This is a genomic window from Pseudomonas sp. Marseille-Q5299 (assembly GCF_943737035.1).
Classification (GTDB): domain Bacteria; phylum Pseudomonadota; class Gammaproteobacteria; order Pseudomonadales; family Pseudomonadaceae; genus Aquipseudomonas; species Aquipseudomonas putida_E.
The window spans coordinates 464034-481094 of sequence record NZ_CALSFR010000002.1; the positions used below are offsets into that span (position 1 = coordinate 464034).

The window sequence follows — 17061 nt, forward strand, 5'->3', positions numbered from 1 at the left end:
AATTGCTTGGGTGTTATATGGTCAAGCCTCACGGGCAATTAGTATTGGTTAGCTCAACGCCTCACAGCGCTTACACACCCAACCTATCAACGTCGTAGTCTTCGACGGCCCTTTAGGGGATTCAAGATCCCAGTGAGATCTCATCTTGAGGCAAGTTTCCCGCTTAGATGCTTTCAGCGGTTATCTCTTCCGAACATAGCTACCCGGCAATGCCACTGGCGTGACAACCGGAACACCAGAGGTTCGTCCACTCCGGTCCTCTCGTACTAGGAGCAGCCCCTCTCAAATCTCAAACGTCCACGGCAGATAGGGACCGAACTGTCTCACGACGTTCTAAACCCAGCTCGCGTACCACTTTAAATGGCGAACAGCCATACCCTTGGGACCGGCTTCAGCCCCAGGATGTGATGAGCCGACATCGAGGTGCCAAACACCGCCGTCGATATGAACTCTTGGGCGGTATCAGCCTGTTATCCCCGGAGTACCTTTTATCCGTTGAGCGATGGCCCTTCCATACAGAACCACCGGATCACTAAGACCTACTTTCGTACCTGCTCGACGTGTTTGTCTCGCAGTCAAGCGCGCTTTTGCCTTTATACTCTACGACCGATTTCCGACCGGTCTGAGCGCACCTTCGTACTCCTCCGTTACTCTTTGGGAGGAGACCGCCCCAGTCAAACTACCCACCATACACTGTCCTCGATCCGGATAACGGACCTGAGTTAGAACCTCAAAGTTGCCAGGGTGGTATTTCAAGGATGGCTCCATGAGAACTGGCGTCCCCACTTCAAAGCCTCCCACCTATCCTACACAAGCAAATTCAAAGTCCAGTGCAAAGCTATAGTAAAGGTTCACGGGGTCTTTCCGTCTAGCCGCGGATACACTGCATCTTCACAGCGATTTCAATTTCACTGAGTCTCGGGTGGAGACAGCGCCGCCATCGTTACGCCATTCGTGCAGGTCGGAACTTACCCGACAAGGAATTTCGCTACCTTAGGACCGTTATAGTTACGGCCGCCGTTTACCGGGGCTTCGATCAAGAGCTTCGCTTGCGCTAACCCCATCAATTAACCTTCCGGCACCGGGCAGGCGTCACACCCTATACGTCCACTTTCGTGTTTGCAGAGTGCTGTGTTTTTAATAAACAGTCGCAGCGGCCTGGTATCTTCGACCGGCATGAGCTTACGGAGCAAGTCCTTCACCCTCACCGGCGCACCTTCTCCCGAAGTTACGGTGCCATTTTGCCTAGTTCCTTCACCCGAGTTCTCTCAAGCGCCTTGGTATTCTCTACCTAACCACCTGTGTCGGTTTGGGGTACGGTTCCCAGTTATCTGAAGCTTAGGAGCTTTTCTTGGAAGCATGGCATCAACCACTTCGTCGCCTAAAGGCAACTCGTCATCAGCTCTCGGCTTTGAGATCCCGGATTTGCCTAAGATCTCAGCCTACCACCTTAAACTTGGACAACCAACGCCAAGCTGGCCTAGCCTTCTCCGTCCCTCCATCGCAATAACTGGAAGTACAGGAATATTAACCTGTTTTCCATCGACTACGCTTTTCAGCCTCGCCTTAGGGACCGACTAACCCTGCGTCGATTAACGTTGCGCAGGAAACCTTGGTCTTTCGGCGTGCGAGTTTTTCACTCGCATTGTCGTTACTCATGTCAGCATTCGCACTTCTGATACCTCCAGCAAGCTTCTCAACTCACCTTCACAGGCTTACAGAACGCTCCTCTACCGCATCACCAAAGGTGATACCCGTAGCTTCGGTGCATGGTTTGAGCCCCGTTACATCTTCCGCGCAGGCCGACTCGACTAGTGAGCTATTACGCTTTCTTTAAAGGGTGGCTGCTTCTAAGCCAACCTCCTAGCTGTCTAAGCCTTCCCACATCGTTTCCCACTTAACCATGACTTTGGGACCTTAGCTGACGGTCTGGGTTGTTTCCCTTTTCACGACGGACGTTAGCACCCGCCGTGTGTCTCCCATGCTCGGCACTTGTAGGTATTCGGAGTTTGCATCGGTTTGGTAAGTCGGGATGACCCCCTAGCCGAAACAGTGCTCTACCCCCTACAGTGATACATGAGGCGCTACCTAAATAGCTTTCGAGGAGAACCAGCTATCTCCGAGCTTGATTAGCCTTTCACTCCGATCCACAGGTCATCCGCTAACTTTTCAACGGTAGTCGGTTCGGTCCTCCAGTCAGTGTTACCTAACCTTCAACCTGCCCATGGATAGATCGCCCGGTTTCGGGTCTATACCCAGCGACTAAACGCCCTATTAAGACTCGCTTTCGCTACGCCTCCCCTATTCGGTTAAGCTCGCCACTGAATATAAGTCGCTGACCCATTATACAAAAGGTACGCAGTCACCTAACAAAGTAGGCTCCCACTGCTTGTACGCATACGGTTTCAGGATCTATTTCACTCCCCTCTCCGGGGTTCTTTTCGCCTTTCCCTCACGGTACTGGTTCACTATCGGTCAGTCAGTAGTATTTAGCCTTGGAGGATGGTCCCCCCATGTTCAGACAAAGTTTCTCGTGCTCCGTCCTACTCGATTTCATTGATAAGAGATTTTCGTGTACGGGGCTATCACCCACTATGGCCGCACTTTCCAGAGCGTTCCACTAATCTCAAACCAACTTAAGGGCTGGTCCCCGTTCGCTCGCCACTACTAAGGGAATCTCGGTTGATTTCTTTTCCTCAGGGTACTTAGATGTTTCAGTTCCCCTGGTTCGCCTCTTGCACCTATGTATTCAGTACAAGATACTCAGCTTATGCTGAGTGGGTTCCCCCATTCAGAGATCTCTGGATCACAGTCTGTTTGCCGACTCCCCAAAGCTTATCGCAGGCTACCACGTCTTTCATCGCCTCTGACTGCCAAGGCATCCACCGTATGCGCTTCTTCACTTGACCATATAACCCCAAGCAATCTGGTTATACTGTGAAGACGACATTCGCCGAAAATTCGCATGTTGCTCTTTCGAGCAGAACTCACAAATTTTACCTTAGCCTGATCCACCAGCAGTGAAACTGGTGTTCAGTCTATTTCTATCACATATCCGAATTTTTAAAGAACGATCTGACAAAAGTCAGAAATCAACATTCAAGCCGAATGTTCATTTCTGAGTTCTGATCAGGAACAGCGCTAGACCCATATTTAGGTCCTGATCGCCTTCGACAATGAATCAAGCAATTCGTGTGGGAGCTCATCAGCAGGCTGATGTCGTCGATTAAGGAGGTGATCCAGCCGCAGGTTCCCCTACGGCTACCTTGTTACGACTTCACCCCAGTCATGAATCACACCGTGGTAACCGTCCTCCCGAAGGTTAGACTAGCTACTTCTGGTGCAACCCACTCCCATGGTGTGACGGGCGGTGTGTACAAGGCCCGGGAACGTATTCACCGCGACATTCTGATTCGCGATTACTAGCGATTCCGACTTCACGCAGTCGAGTTGCAGACTGCGATCCGGACTACGATCGGTTTTGTGAGATTAGCTCCACCTCGCGGCTTGGCAACCCTCTGTACCGACCATTGTAGCACGTGTGTAGCCCAGGCCGTAAGGGCCATGATGACTTGACGTCATCCCCACCTTCCTCCGGTTTGTCACCGGCAGTCTCCTTAGAGTGCCCACCATAACGTGCTGGTAACTAAGGACAAGGGTTGCGCTCGTTACGGGACTTAACCCAACATCTCACGACACGAGCTGACGACAGCCATGCAGCACCTGTGTCAGAGTTCCCGAAGGCACCAATCCATCTCTGGAAAGTTCTCTGCATGTCAAGGCCTGGTAAGGTTCTTCGCGTTGCTTCGAATTAAACCACATGCTCCACCGCTTGTGCGGGCCCCCGTCAATTCATTTGAGTTTTAACCTTGCGGCCGTACTCCCCAGGCGGTCAACTTAATGCGTTAGCTGCGCCACTAAAATCTCAAGGATTCCAACGGCTAGTTGACATCGTTTACGGCGTGGACTACCAGGGTATCTAATCCTGTTTGCTCCCCACGCTTTCGCACCTCAGTGTCAGTATCAGTCCAGGTGGTCGCCTTCGCCACTGGTGTTCCTTCCTATATCTACGCATTTCACCGCTACACAGGAAATTCCACCACCCTCTACCGTACTCTAGCTTGCCAGTTTTGGATGCAGTTCCCAGGTTGAGCCCGGGGCTTTCACATCCAACTTAACAAACCACCTACGCGCGCTTTACGCCCAGTAATTCCGATTAACGCTTGCACCCTCTGTATTACCGCGGCTGCTGGCACAGAGTTAGCCGGTGCTTATTCTGTCGGTAACGTCAAAACACTAACGTATTAGGTTAATGCCCTTCCTCCCAACTTAAAGTGCTTTACAATCCGAAGACCTTCTTCACACACGCGGCATGGCTGGATCAGGCTTTCGCCCATTGTCCAATATTCCCCACTGCTGCCTCCCGTAGGAGTCTGGACCGTGTCTCAGTTCCAGTGTGACTGATCATCCTCTCAGACCAGTTACGGATCGTCGCCTTGGTGAGCCATTACCCCACCAACTAGCTAATCCGACCTAGGCTCATCTGATAGCGCAAGGCCCGAAGGTCCCCTGCTTTCTCCCGTAGGACGTATGCGGTATTAGCGTTCCTTTCGAAACGTTGTCCCCCACTACCAGGCAGATTCCTAGGCATTACTCACCCGTCCGCCGCTGAATCAAGGAGCAAGCTCCCGTCATCCGCTCGACTTGCATGTGTTAGGCCTGCCGCCAGCGTTCAATCTGAGCCATGATCAAACTCTTCAGTTCAATACTGCTTGGGTTTTTAAGAAACCCTAAACTTGGCTCAGCAATCTCAAATGACTATGTGATTTCTCGCATGGTCACTTGTGATGCTGATAATCTTTCTGACTATCAGTCCGTACTCACAAGCACCCACACGAATTGCTTGATTCGATTTGTTAAAGAGCGTTTGGTTAAGAGCTTTTCGTCTCAACCGAGGCGCGCATTCTACGCTTTCCTCATTTGCTGTCAAGCGTTTGTTTTGAAGTTTTTTTGAATCTGCTTTCTTTCAAAAGCCTTGAACTTCAACAACTTACCGCCTGCCTCGTTGCGTTCAACGCTGCGAGGAGGCGAATAATACGCGGTTTGAAATTTGAGTCAACACCTTGATCTAAAAAACTTCAAGATGCATTTTGCAGCCGCCCGGCAACTAAATGCATGAACCATCGCTCTGTAGATAAACACTCCGTGGAGGGCAATGGCATGAGCGATGCGCAGAGCGAGAAGACCCCTGGCCTGTCGGCTGATGAAGAGAAGGAAGTCAGCCATAACCAACCCCCGAGGGCGGCGGTTCTGCACGAGATCATTCGCTACCAGGGCGACCAGGAACTGGAGCGCACCCTCGCGGCGCTGTGGTGGTCGGCCCTGGCAGCAGGCCTGACCATGGGCCTTTCATTCATGGCCATGGGGCTGTTCTACGCTCGCCTGCCGGAGGGTGAGAGTGCCCAGGTTGTCGCCAGCATTGGCTACAGCGCAGGCTTTCTTGCGGTGATCCTGGCGCGTCAGCAACTGTTTACTGAAAACACCATCACAGCGGTGCTGCCGATCATGACAACGCCGACCTTCGCCAACCTCGGGCGCCTTTTGCGGCTGTGGGGCGTAGTGCTGGTCGGCAACCTGGCAGGCACCTTGCTGGTCGCCTGGGTCATGCTCGAACTACCCATTTTCGACAGCAAGACGGATGTCGCCTTCCTCGAGATCGGCCGCAAGGTGATGGAGAACGATATCAGCCAGATGTTCGCCAAGGGCATTGTATCGGGCTGGATGATAGCGACCATGGTGTGGATGATCCCGTCCATGGAGCACGCCAAGATCTGGATCATCCTGATGATCACCTACCTGATGGCCCTGGGCGACTTCACTCACATCGTCGTAGGCTCGGTCGAGGTGTCCTATCTGGTCTGGGCCGGAGACGAATCCTGGCGCAGCTTCTGGCTTGAGTTTGCCCTGCCGACCCTGGCCGGGAACATCATTGGTGGCAGCTTCATTTTCGCGCTGATCAGCCACGCGCAGGTGCGCAGCGACAGCGGCAAGCCACCTTCGCAGCTATTAAAGGATGAAAAAAAGTCTTCATTCGGCAAGCAGGACAACAAGCAATGACCTTCAGCGCACCGCCGCAGCAGGTTCAGGCCCGCCAATGGAATCCGCCATGAGCATCATGAGTGGCAAGCCCCCAGGCACAAAAAAACACGCAGCCCCCCATAGGGGCCGCATCAACCGTGAAATGGCTTGCAAGGTCATTTTTCGTCAATGGCAGACTGTTGAACACTATTGACGTGAGTTGTGCGATAAACGGCGACTCAGCAGAAGAACGACCACCATCATGGACAACCGCAGCGGCAAGGGACTTTCTTTCGTCAGGCGTATCTACCTGCCGCGCATGATCGGCCTGGGCATTGGCCTGTTCAGCGTCGCTGCAGCGGTCGCGCCACTTTCGCCCCCCACCTGGGCATGGTTGCTGCTGCTCTTCAACGGCTTGCTCTGGCCCCATGTGGCCTACCAGTGGGCACGGCGGTCGATTGCACCGTACCAGGCGGAACAGCGCAACCTGCTGCTGGATTCACTGATGGGTGGTTTCTGGACCGCAGCCATGCATTTCAACCCCCTGCCCTGCGTCACTGTGCTCTCGATGATGACCATGAACAATGTGGCCGCTGGCGGCAAGCGCTTGGTCATGCGAGGGCTAGTGGCGCAACTGGTCGGCATGCTGCTGGCCAGCGCACTGCTGGGCACAGGGCTGCAGCTCAACGCCACACCACTGCAGATCTTTGCCTGCCTGCCAATGCTGACACTCTATCCACTGGCCCTGGGCTGGGTGTGTTACCGCCTGGCGATCAAGCTCGCCGAGCACAAGCGCCGCCTTCGCGACCTGAGCCTGACCGACAGTCTGACCGGGCTGCTCAATCACGGTGCCTGGAAGGACCTGCTCCTGCTGCGCTTCCAGGCTTGCCAGAACTTGCAGATGCCATCAGTGATTGCCCTGATCGATATCGACCATTTCAAGACCATCAATGACACGTTCGGCCACGTGGTCGGCGATTGCGTGCTGCGAAAGATGAGCGATGAGCTCAGACGCAACCTGCGGGCGGGCGACCTGGCGGGGCGCTATGGTGGCGACGAATTTTGCGTGATTCTGCCCGATACCAGTGAGAGTGAGGCCAGGCAGGCCATGGAGCGTCTGCGCGAGCGCATCGTTTGCTACCGTGACCCACAACTGCCGCATTTGAAAATCAGCCTGAGTATCGGCATGTCAGCCTTCCGGGCAGACCTCCAATCCCCCGAACACTGGCTGGAAAAGGCCGACAAGGCACTCTATTGCGCCAAGCGACGCGGTCGCGATCAGGTCAATTTCGAACATGACGAGACCACGGCGCTTCAGCCGGTATCCCAGGCAGAATATCCTCGCTGACCGCCGTTGCGCTGTCAGCAGCGCAACGAGCGCTGCGCCAGAATTTCCGGCAGGTCAGTGCGCCGCAGATACTGGCGCAACGGTTCGCCAATATTCAGCCGATCGTCCACATGCTGCTCCAGCAGCAGCGCCAGGCGCTGCCGACACAGCGCCATGCGCGCGTCCTGTTCCGGCCGCCAGACGAATTCACTGCACGGGATGATGCTCTCGTCAGCCACGTCCATACCGAACGCGTCTTCGGAGAAACGCACGATATGGACGCCGCGTTTGCCATGAAAGCCGACAAAGCCTTTGAGCTGGTCGGCAGCACTGCAGATGTCCTGGGATGTGATGGCCATGTCGAAACCTCGCAAATGATTGGAAGTGACACACGCCAGGCGGGCAACGGTCGCCTCTACAGGGCGACGCGCCAGGCCAGCCTAGCTCAATCGCAGGCCGTTTTGCCAAGGTTTTTCGCCACTGGCCCAACCGCCCCGCTAGACTGATGCGCTACCCTATTCCGTCGCCAATTTTGGGACCGTTCATGACCAACGCCATCAGCGCCGATATCGCCACCATCGGACGCATCAGTGCCGTGCCCGCCATCCTTCAGGTCATCTGCGAATCCAGCGGCATGCGTTTCGCCGCCGTGGCACGGGTTACCGAATGCAACTGGACTGCCTGCGCCGTACTCGACAACCTGGGCTTTGGCCTTGAGGTGGGCGGCGAGCTCGAGGTGGCAACCACGTTGTGCCACGAGATTCGCAGCTCTCACCAGACCATCGTGATCGACAAGGCCAGCGAGGATGAACGCTACTGCCGGCACCAAACGCCGCAGCGCTATCGCTTCGAAAGCTACATATCCGTGCCGGTGTTCCGCACAGATGGCCGCTTCTTCGGCACCATTTGCGCCCTGGACCCGAATCCGGCCTCGCTCAAAGGCCAATCAATCCAGCCCATGATGGAGTCGTTCGCACGCTTGCTGGCCATCCAGATCGAGAGTGAGGAGAGTGCCCAGCACACCGAGAGCGCCCTGCGCGAGGAACGGGCGATGGCCGAAGTGCGCGAACAGTTCATCGCGGTGCTAGGCCATGATCTGCGCAATCCGCTGTTTGCCATCACCGCAGGCGCCGAACTGCTAACTCAGCGCCTGGACGAGGACAAGAACCGCGCGATCGCCCGCCACATTCACACTTGCGGGCAGCGGGCTTCACAGCTTGTGCGCGACGTGCTGGATTTCGCCCGAGGCCGGCTCGGCAGCGGCATCCCATTGAACCTGCAGCCCTGCCCGGACCTGTCCGAAGGCCTCATGCATGTCGCTGCAGAACTGCAGCACGTACACCCACAGCGGCAGATCGTCCTGCAGGTCGGTGATATCGGCGGCCTGTACTGTGACCGCGAACGGGTGACCCAGCTACTCTCCAACCTTATCGCCAACGCGCTGACCCATGGTGCGCCTGACGGGCCGGTGACGGTCAGGGCGGCGATTGCCGATGAGGAGTTCGTGCTTAGCGTGCACAACAACGGGCACCCCATCGCCCCACAAACCCTGAACCAATTGTTCCAGCCCTTCACCAGGCCTCTGTCTGCGGCGCCAAGACAGGGGCTTGGCCTTGGCCTTTATATAGCCAATCAGATTGCCCTGGCCCATGGCGGACGCATGGAGGTCATCTCCGATGAGCAACGCGGCACGCTATTCAGCTTTCACTTGCCGGCCAATGCCTGAGGCAGATGCCGGGGCCGTCGACAATCAGCCTGTCATGCATTGCCCATGATCACTCGGGCGAATCCTCGTGAACCTGCACACTGGCCGTCATCCCCGCACTGAGGTTCATGCCTTCGGGAATGTCGTCCAGCCTGATGCGCACAGGTATCCGCTGGGCCAGCCTTACCCAGTTGAAGGTTGGCTCAACCTCCGGCAACAACTGGCTGTCCGGGTTACTGTTACTGTCGGTGATACCCCGGCTGATGCTTTCCACATGCCCCTGCATGGCCTCTCCTGCCCCCATCAGCCAGACCTTCACCGAATCGCCCACACGTATGCGCGGCAATTTGGTTTCCTCGAAATAGGCCTGGATAAAAAAGGTCGAGTCATCCACCAGGGCCATTACCGACTGGCCGGCATTCACATAGTTGCCCTGAGCAAGGCGCAAATTTGTGATGTGCCCACTGCGGGGGGCTCGCACCTCGCTGCGCGCAAGGTTGATTTTCGCCACCTGCAACTGAGCTTGCGCTTCATGCAACTCACCACGGGCAATGGCGGCATTGATTTGCGCGTTTTCGCGCAGCTCGGCGCTGATCGCCCCGGGCCCCAGAGCCGTGCGCCGCGCAGCTTCGCGCTCGCGCAGGTGCAACTGCTGGGTACGCGTTTCTGCCACCGCGCTGGCCTGATCGAATGCAGCCTGAAAGCGCTCACGATCTATGCTCATCAACAGGTCGCCAGCCTTGACCCGCTGGTTGTCCTGCACCTTGAGCTCACGCACCCAGCCGGACACGTCGGGCGCGATGACCACTACGTCGGCCCGCACCCGTGCATCACGCGTCCATGGGGTGAGCATGTAGTACTGCCAGAGCTTATAGCCGGCCAGAACGGCGATGGCGACCACGCAGAGGGTCACCAGGGTACGGACGACAGCACGCATCGAATCACTCCTTACAAAGGCCCCAGCAGGCGGACTACCAGGTAGAGCACACAAACGAACAGCGCTGTGTCGAACAGCGCTTCATGCCAGATCCAGCGCCCCAATGGCGTTGCTTGCACGACAAAGCGCAACAAACCGGTAAGCACCAGAGCCATCAACACGTAGATCAGAAAAGGGCTGAGCAGCACGCCGCCCAATGCCCACTCACGCAACCCCATGGGCTTCCTCCTGCCAGCGGCACCATTTGCTCCAGCTTTTCTGCAGCTGCAACACTGCCCCTTCGGCCAGGCGTAACGGATCACTGGACGGCAGGCGTTGCAGCGCCGCGATAAATCGCTCGCTGGCGGCATCCAGGCGCTGCCCTCGTCCGGCTGCAGGCCCGCTGGCCAGGACTGTTTCCAGTTGCTGCAGATATTCACGTTCGGCATCACCCAGCGGCGCCTGGGCGACTGCCAGGCACATGCGCAAATGCACCAGTTCGTCGCCGATGTCCAGGCCATGCAGGCCGTCGTCCCAACGCTTGCGTTCAGCCTCGCGCAGCTCGCCGGCGTGCCGTGCCAGTTGCATAAGACGGTCGGCCATGCGCCCGCCAAACCAGCTGTCGGCACCCCGCAGGTCACGCCGGGTCAGGCGCACCAGGTCGCTTTGGGTCGCCGCGCGCAGGCGCCGTCCAAGCCAGGCCGGATGGCGGAACACCAGCAAGCGAAACGCCATGACCGCCGCAGCTACACCCACCAGCATGGCCAGGGCACTGTTGAGCATGCTCGCCACGCCGAACTGCATGGCATTGAGCGGCGACACCAGTACGATGAAGTGCAGGCAATAAGAAGTCGCCGTTGCCCCGGTGCGCGGGTGGGCCATACCCAGAGCACCAAAGAACAGAGGTACTCCCATGCCCAGGCAAAGCATGGCAAAACTGCTCCACTGCGGCAGGATGATCTGCCCCACCAGCAATGCCGTCGGGATCGCCAGCAGGATGCCACGCAAGAAGCTGAGCCCGATCTGCGCACCGTTTTCACGGCTGGCGAACAGGCTGCAGACCACACACGTCAACACCAGGCCACCGGGCGCAGAGGGCCAGGCAGTGGCGAGCCAGAAACCACTCATCACCAAAAATGCCAGCGCACTGCGTGAACCGAACAGCAAGGCCAGCGACCAGTCGCGGTGGGCAGCCAGCCCCTGCGCCACATCCTTCGGCGCCCTGCCCACTTCGACATCATCGAGTGCCTGGGTGGCAGCCATGGCGTAGTCCAGTAGCAGGGTCATGCGCGCCAGGCAAAAATGCTCGGCAGAGCTGATCTGCTCATCATGCGCGGCGTCCCAGATGCGCTGACGCAACAACAACAGGCTCGGCTGATCGGGCTTGGCCAACAGGGCGCGCACTTCTTCCAGCCATGGGCCAAGACGCAGGGTTTGCTGTTCATCCAGTTGCCGCCACTGGCGACGCACCGAGCGTGAGATCCGCAGCAGCACCATCAGTTTCTGGCTCAGGCCACGAATGGCCCTTGCCCGCTGGCGCCCACGCGGGCCCTCGAACCAGGCATGTTCGCGCTGGGTATCGATGGCAACGATACGCCCCAGGATCTCCAGCAGGCCTTCGCGCGCTTGGTCTTCACCGCCAAGCATGGCACTGGCCGTCTGGAAACCGCTGTGCCAGGCCTGGCGCGCCTGCCCGGCAAGTTGCTGCTCCACGCGCATCGGCCAAAGCAACGCGCTGGTGGCCGTTGCACAGAAGATCCCCAGGCAGATCTCGGTACAGCGCGCCACCGCCTGATCGAACACTTGCAGGGGCTTGTCGATCGCGGGCAAGGCAATGATCGCTGCGGTGTAGCCGGCCAGCACAAAGGCATAAGCCCAGGCGCTTCGCAGTTGGGTCGAAGCCGCGGTACACAGGGCCAGCCACAACGCCAGTGTGATGAGAAAAAGCCATGGCGTCTGCGCGAACAGGCCGATGAACAGCACTGACATGAAGGTGCCGACCAAGGTCCCGGCCAAGCGAGCAAGGCCCTTCTGTATCACCATGCCAGACAGGGGTTGGGCCACGATGAACGCGGTCATCAGCGCCCAGGCCGGCTGCTCCAGCCCCCAGCGCATGGCCAGCCACAGGGCAAGGCCGCCGCCAAGCAGGGTTTTGATGGCGAATTTGATGGCGAGGCTGCTGGGTGCGAACAGGGCCTGGAAGGTGATGGGCACGAAACGGACCTTGCGGGGGATGATCTGGTAAACGATAGACAATGAAGGGAAGGATAATGCTGAAACAAATAATTAGCTAGCTAATCATCTTTAGGCGCTGTCATATCAACCGATCAAGGCAAAAAAAATGGGCGACCGAAGTCGCCCTAAATGCCTTGCGTGCCCGTGAACCTGGAAGGTCAGCGCGGCTTGCGCTTGTTCGAGTCCTTCCAGATGAAAATGCCAAGACCGGCAAAGAACGCGAACATCAACCCGACCGTTACCACACCAGCGATAACCACATTGTCGAAGAACATGTTGGCCTCCCGATTCGTTTGCCGTTGTCCGATGGATGCAAGGTAACGAATACGGGGGGCGGGGAAATTGATCGAGGTCAATGGTGCCCGGAGCCGGGCACGCGAGGCGGGTGCAGGGTTGACCTGCGTCAAGTTTCAGCGCTTCTTGGGCTTGTTCTTGGGCTTCTTTTTCTTCGCCTTGCCCAGCGGCATGGCTTGCTCGAACGCCTGACGCACTTCGTTCAGGCGCTTTTCCTTGAGGTCGTGCACGCGCTTGGCACGTTCGGCATCGAAGTCGATGAGGTTGTCTTGGCTCATGGGCGGGCTCGAGGATCAACAGAGACTTGCATGATGCCGCCAGGCGTTGGCCATGACCAGCCCTGCGGCACAGGGCGCCTAGACTTCGATATCGACCAGCAGGCCCTGGCGCGGCTGCTCGCCCATGAGCGGGGCCACCGGTACGGTGTTGTCGCCGTTGACTTCTTCACCCGGCAAGGCACTGTAGCGCTCGTCGCCACCCTGTTTATTACGCCGCTGCTGCCGGCGCTGCTCCTCACGCAGCAGCAAGACCTGCTCCTGCGGGTCGCGTTGCTGCTTGAGGTCAATGGCGCTCTCCCCTGAGGCAGGCTGCGTGGGGACCACGGGCTTGATGTCCGGGGTCGGCTTGACCGGGTCCTGTTGCGAGGTCACTGGGGCGGCACTGAGCGGAATGATCGGCGGCAGCATGAGAATTCTCCTGTGCCCAGTGTATCGGCCGGTTGTCAGCCGCCTTGAGGGCCGGCGAATAGGGTAATGCGGCCGAAACCGGCCACGTCATGCCAGTATAGACAGCGGCTATGGAGCTTCGTTGTCAGGGTCGTCATCACTTGGCGGGCTGGCCTCGCTCCAAGGGCGCTTGAAGACCTGCTGCCAGACGGCGTTCATGTGCTCGCGCAGCACTGGCGCCGCGTTCTTCAGCGAGGCACTGTCCTCGCGCTCACCGCCGATCGGGTCTTCGCCTGCCGGGGTGATCAGCGACTGCCCAGTGATGGTGTAACTGGCCTGGCCCTCACGCATCTCGATGGCAATGTCATGCGGGTCGATGCCGCCGCCACAGAACGAATGGCTGGCCACCGTCACCTCGGCGATGCCGTCCTTGTTCAGGTCACCCACATCGCTGACATCGTTGTAGAAGTCGACATCGAGGTCCAGGCCAGGGCAGGTGGTTTCCTGCTCGATCTGCCAGCGCGGCTTGAACCCGTCGCCCTCGGTGGCTCGCCCGTACAGCGTGGCCTTGAGCTCTACCTTGTCCACTTCCTGCTCGGACTCGGCATCGACCGCCTGGCCATCGCTGCGGCTGAGCACCAGCAGGCCTTCACCGTCACGGTCACGGAAATGCACGCTCTTGATCGGTGTCTGCACACCCAGCACCTCGAGTTGCTCCACCGGGATCGCCGGCAGGCTTTCGAAGTTTTTCTGCTCGCAAGCGGCCAGCAGCGCGAGGCTGCCCACGGCCAGAGAGGCGTTCAACCAGCGGTGCTTGAGCGGCATGGCGTGCGTAGCCCTCATCGGCAAGACGGTGTTCTGCGATGAAACAGCTAGACTCTTGGACTTCAACTCTATGGTCCGCCGGGCCTATCCGTTAACATAGCCGGCTTTTCATCGCGGGAGTTCAGGCAGTATGGCGCAGCAGTATCAACCGGGGCAACGCTGGATCAGTGACAGCGAAGCGGAGCTCGGCCTGGGGACCATCCTGGCCCAGGATGGCCGCTTGCTGACCGTGCTCTACCCGGCCACTGGCGACACCCGCCAGTATTCCCTGCGCAATGCGCCGCTGACCCGCGTGCGCTTCTCGCCAGGTGACCAGATCACCCACTTCGAAGGCTGGAAGCTGACGGTACGCGAAGTCGAGGACATCGACGGGCTGATGGTCTACCACGGCCTCGACGGCCAGAACCAGCCGCGCACCCTGCCGGAAACCCAGCTGTCGAATTTCATCCAGTTCCGCCTGGCCAGCGACCGTCTGTTCGCCGGTCAGATCGACCCGCTGTCCTGGTTCAGCCTGCGCTACAACACGCTGCAGCACACCAGCAAGCAGGTCCAGTCGTCGCTGTGGGGCCTGGGAGGCTGCCGCGCGCAGCCGATCGCCCACCAGTTGCACATCGCCCGCGAAGTGGCGGACCGCAGCGCACCTCGCGTACTGCTGGCCGACGAAGTGGGCCTGGGCAAAACCATCGAAGCCGGCCTGGTGATCCACCGCCAGTTGCTGACCGGGCGTGCCAACCGCGTGCTGATCCTGGTACCGGAAAACCTCCAGCACCAATGGCTGGTGGAAATGCGTCGGCGCTTCAACCTGCAGGTGGCACTGTTCGACGCCGAACGTTTCATTGAAAGCGACGCCAGCAACCCGTTCGAGGACGCCCAGTTGGCATTGGTCGCCCTGGAGTGGCTGGTCGAGGACGAAAAGGCTCAGGACGCGCTGTTCGCCGCAGGCTGGGACCTGATGGTGGTCGATGAAGCCCACCACCTGGTATGGCACGAAGACAAGGCCAGCACCGAATACAGCCTGGTCGAGCAACTGGCCCAGGTCATCCCGGGCGTACTGTTGCTCACCGCCACCCCCGAGCAGCTTGGTCAGGACAGTCACTTCGCCCGCCTGCGCCTGCTCGACCCCAATCGCTTCCATGACCTGGCAGCCTTCCGTGCCGAAAGCGAGCACTATCGCCCGGTGGCTGAAGCCGTACAGGAACTGCTCGACGAAGGCCGCCTGTCACCCAAGGCCCACGCCACCATCCAGGGTTTCCTGGGTGCCGAGGGCGAAGCCCTGCTGGCTGCAGTCAGCGATGGCGACAGCCAGGCCAGCGCCCGCCTGATCCGCGAGCTGCTCGACCGCCATGGCACTGGCCGCGTCCTGTTCCGCAACACCCGTGCGGCCATCCAGGGTTTCCCGGAGCGCGAACTGCACCCTTACCCGCTGCCAATGCCGGAACAGTACCGCGACCTGCCAGCCGGCGAGCACGCCGAGCTGTACCCGGAAGTCGCGTTCCAGGCACAAGGTGAAGTCAGCGACGAAGAGCGCTGGTGGCGTTTCGACCCTCGCGTCGACTGGCTGATCGACACCCTGAAGATGCTCAAGCGCACCAAGGTTCTGGTGATCTGCGCCCACGCCGAAACCGCCATGGACCTGGAAGACGCGCTGCGCGTGCGCTCCGGCATTCCGGCCTCGGTGTTCCATGAAGGCATGAGCATCCTTGAGCGCGACCGCGCCGCAGCCTATTTCGCCGACGAAGAGTTCGGCGCCCAGGTGCTGATCTGCTCCGAGATCGGCAGCGAAGGGCGCAACTTCCAGTTCGCCCACCACCTGGTGATGTTCGACCTGCCGGCCCACCCGGACCTGCTCGAGCAGCGCATCGGCCGCCTTGACCGGATCGGTCAGAAGCACGTCATTCAGTTGCACATCCCCTACCTGCAGGAAGGCCCGCAAGAGCGCCTGTTCCAGTGGTACCACGAAGCACTCAGCGCCTTCCTCAACACCTGCCCGACCGGCAACGCCCTGCAGCACCAGTTCGGCCCGCGCCTGCTGCCGATGCTCGAAGGCGGGGACAGCAAGGCCTGGGATGCCCTGGTAGCCGAAGCCAAAGGTGAGCGTGAACGCCTGGAAGCAGAACTGCACAGCGGCCGCGACCGCCTGCTGGAGCTCAACTCCGGCGGTGCCGGCGAAGGCCAGGCGCTGGTCGAGGACATCCTTGAGCAGGACGACCAGTTCGCTCTGCCGATCTACATGGAAACCCTGTTCGACGCCTTTGGCATCGACAGCGAAGACCACTCGGAAAACGCCCTCATCCTCAAGCCGAGCGAGAAGATGCTCGACGCCAGCTTCCCGCTGGGCGATGACGAAGGCGTCACCATCACCTACGACCGTGGCCAGGCGCTGTCGCGCGAAGACATGCAGTTCCTCACCTGGGAACACCCGATGGTGCAGGGCGGCATGGACCTGGTACTGTCCGGTTCGATGGGCAACACCGCCGTCGCGCTGATCAAGAACAAGGCGCTCAAGCCTGGCACCGTGCTGCTTGAACTGCTGTTCGTCAGCGAGGTGGTGGCGCCGCGCAGCCTGCAACTGGGCCGCTACCTGCCGCCTGCGGCGCTGCGCTGCCTGCTCGATGCCAACGGCAACGACCTGGCCTCGCGCGTGGCCTTCGAAACGCTCAACGAGCAGCTCGAAAGCGTGCCTCGGGCCAGCGCCAACAAGTTCGTACAGGCCCAGCGTGACGTGCTGGCCAAGCGCATCAGTGGCGGTGAAGCCAAGATCATGCCGACCCACGTCGAGCGTGTGGCAGAGGCGCAACGCCGCTTGGCCGCCGAAGCCGACGAAGAACTGGCGCGCCTGACCGCTCTGAAAGCCGTCAACCCAAGCGTACGCGACAGCGAAATCGACGCCCTGCGCAAGCAGCGCGAAGATGGCCTGGCAATGCTCGAAAAGGCCGCACTGCGCCTGGAGGCGATCCGCGTGCTGGTGGCTGGCTAAGACTGGATTGCAGCCATTGGGGAGGTGCCCATGCACCTC

The 17061-nt window shown here is 59.0% G+C and carries 12 protein-coding genes and 2 rRNA genes; 4 read left to right on the top strand and 10 right to left on the bottom strand.

Features of this window, described 5'->3' with window-relative positions; genetic code table 11:
- Positions 1-17: 17 nt before the first annotated feature.
- Positions 18-2909: ribosomal RNA gene (locus tag NGJ21_RS06575) — 23S ribosomal RNA — on the bottom strand.
- Between the two features lie 318 nt (positions 2910-3227).
- A 16S ribosomal RNA gene (locus NGJ21_RS06580) occupies positions 3228-4764 on the bottom strand.
- The 16S and 23S rRNA genes sit together here, the layout of an rRNA operon.
- A gap of 456 nt (positions 4765-5220) precedes the next feature.
- Here NGJ21_RS06580 and NGJ21_RS06585 point away from each other — a divergent pair.
- Positions 5221-6117, top strand: coding sequence for a formate/nitrite transporter family protein (locus NGJ21_RS06585; protein WP_174142039.1), 897 nt, complete (start codon positions 5221-5223; stop codon positions 6115-6117).
- A 223-nt stretch (positions 6118-6340) separates the two neighbouring features.
- A complete protein-coding gene (locus tag NGJ21_RS06590; RefSeq protein ID WP_115273745.1) occupies positions 6341-7426 on the top strand; it encodes a diguanylate cyclase in 1086 nt (361 codons plus the stop codon).
- A gap of 14 nt (positions 7427-7440) precedes the next feature.
- Here the strand turns inward: NGJ21_RS06590 and NGJ21_RS06595 are convergent, their stop codons facing one another.
- On the bottom strand, positions 7441-7764 hold the full coding sequence (locus NGJ21_RS06595) for a DUF2025 family protein (RefSeq protein ID WP_115273744.1): 324 nt from the start codon (positions 7762-7764) through the stop codon (positions 7441-7443).
- Positions 7765-7949: 185 nt separating this feature from the next.
- Between NGJ21_RS06595 and NGJ21_RS06600 the strand changes: the two genes are divergently transcribed.
- A complete protein-coding gene (locus NGJ21_RS06600; RefSeq protein WP_115273743.1) occupies positions 7950-9131 on the top strand; it encodes a GAF domain-containing sensor histidine kinase in 1182 nt (393 codons plus the stop codon).
- Positions 9132-9180: 49 nt separating this feature from the next.
- Here NGJ21_RS06600 and NGJ21_RS06605 read toward each other — a convergent pair whose 3' ends face one another.
- From NGJ21_RS06605 to NGJ21_RS06630, 7 genes are all read right to left on the bottom strand, one after another.
- Positions 9181-10047 carry an efflux RND transporter periplasmic adaptor subunit gene (locus tag NGJ21_RS06605; protein WP_115273742.1) on the bottom strand — a complete coding sequence of 289 codons (867 nt, stop codon included), beginning with the start codon at positions 10045-10047 and terminating at the stop codon, positions 9181-9183.
- Positions 10048-10058: 11 nt separating this feature from the next.
- Entirely contained in the window at positions 10059-10265 is a 207-nt protein-coding gene (locus NGJ21_RS06610; protein WP_012313083.1) for a DUF1656 domain-containing protein, read from the bottom strand.
- On the bottom strand, positions 10252-12240 hold the full coding sequence (locus NGJ21_RS06615; RefSeq protein ID WP_251961963.1) for an FUSC family protein: 1989 nt from the start codon (positions 12238-12240) through the stop codon (positions 10252-10254). Before NGJ21_RS06615 ends, NGJ21_RS06610 begins: the two co-directional genes overlap by 14 nt.
- Before the next feature lie 179 nt (positions 12241-12419).
- On the bottom strand, positions 12420-12536 hold the full coding sequence (gene ccoM / locus NGJ21_RS25875; protein WP_008097462.1) for a cytochrome c oxidase subunit CcoM: 117 nt from the start codon (positions 12534-12536) through the stop codon (positions 12420-12422).
- A 135-nt stretch (positions 12537-12671) separates the two neighbouring features.
- Positions 12672-12833, bottom strand: a complete 162-nt coding sequence (locus tag NGJ21_RS06620; protein WP_174142042.1) for a hypothetical protein — start codon at positions 12831-12833, stop codon at positions 12672-12674.
- Positions 12834-12911: 78 nt separating this feature from the next.
- Positions 12912-13241 carry a hypothetical protein gene (locus NGJ21_RS06625; protein WP_046787722.1) on the bottom strand — a complete coding sequence of 110 codons (330 nt, stop codon included), beginning with the start codon at positions 13239-13241 and terminating at the stop codon, positions 12912-12914.
- Positions 13242-13349: 108 nt separating this feature from the next.
- Complete coding sequence (locus tag NGJ21_RS06630; protein ID WP_174142079.1) at positions 13350-14045, bottom strand: M949_RS01915 family surface polysaccharide biosynthesis protein; 696 nt, start codon at positions 14043-14045, stop codon at positions 13350-13352.
- Positions 14046-14175: 130 nt separating this feature from the next.
- Between NGJ21_RS06630 and rapA the strand changes: the two genes are divergently transcribed.
- Entirely contained in the window at positions 14176-17022 is a 2847-nt protein-coding gene (gene rapA / locus NGJ21_RS06635) for an RNA polymerase-associated protein RapA (protein ID WP_251961964.1), read from the top strand.
- Positions 17023-17061: the final 39 nt, after the last annotated feature.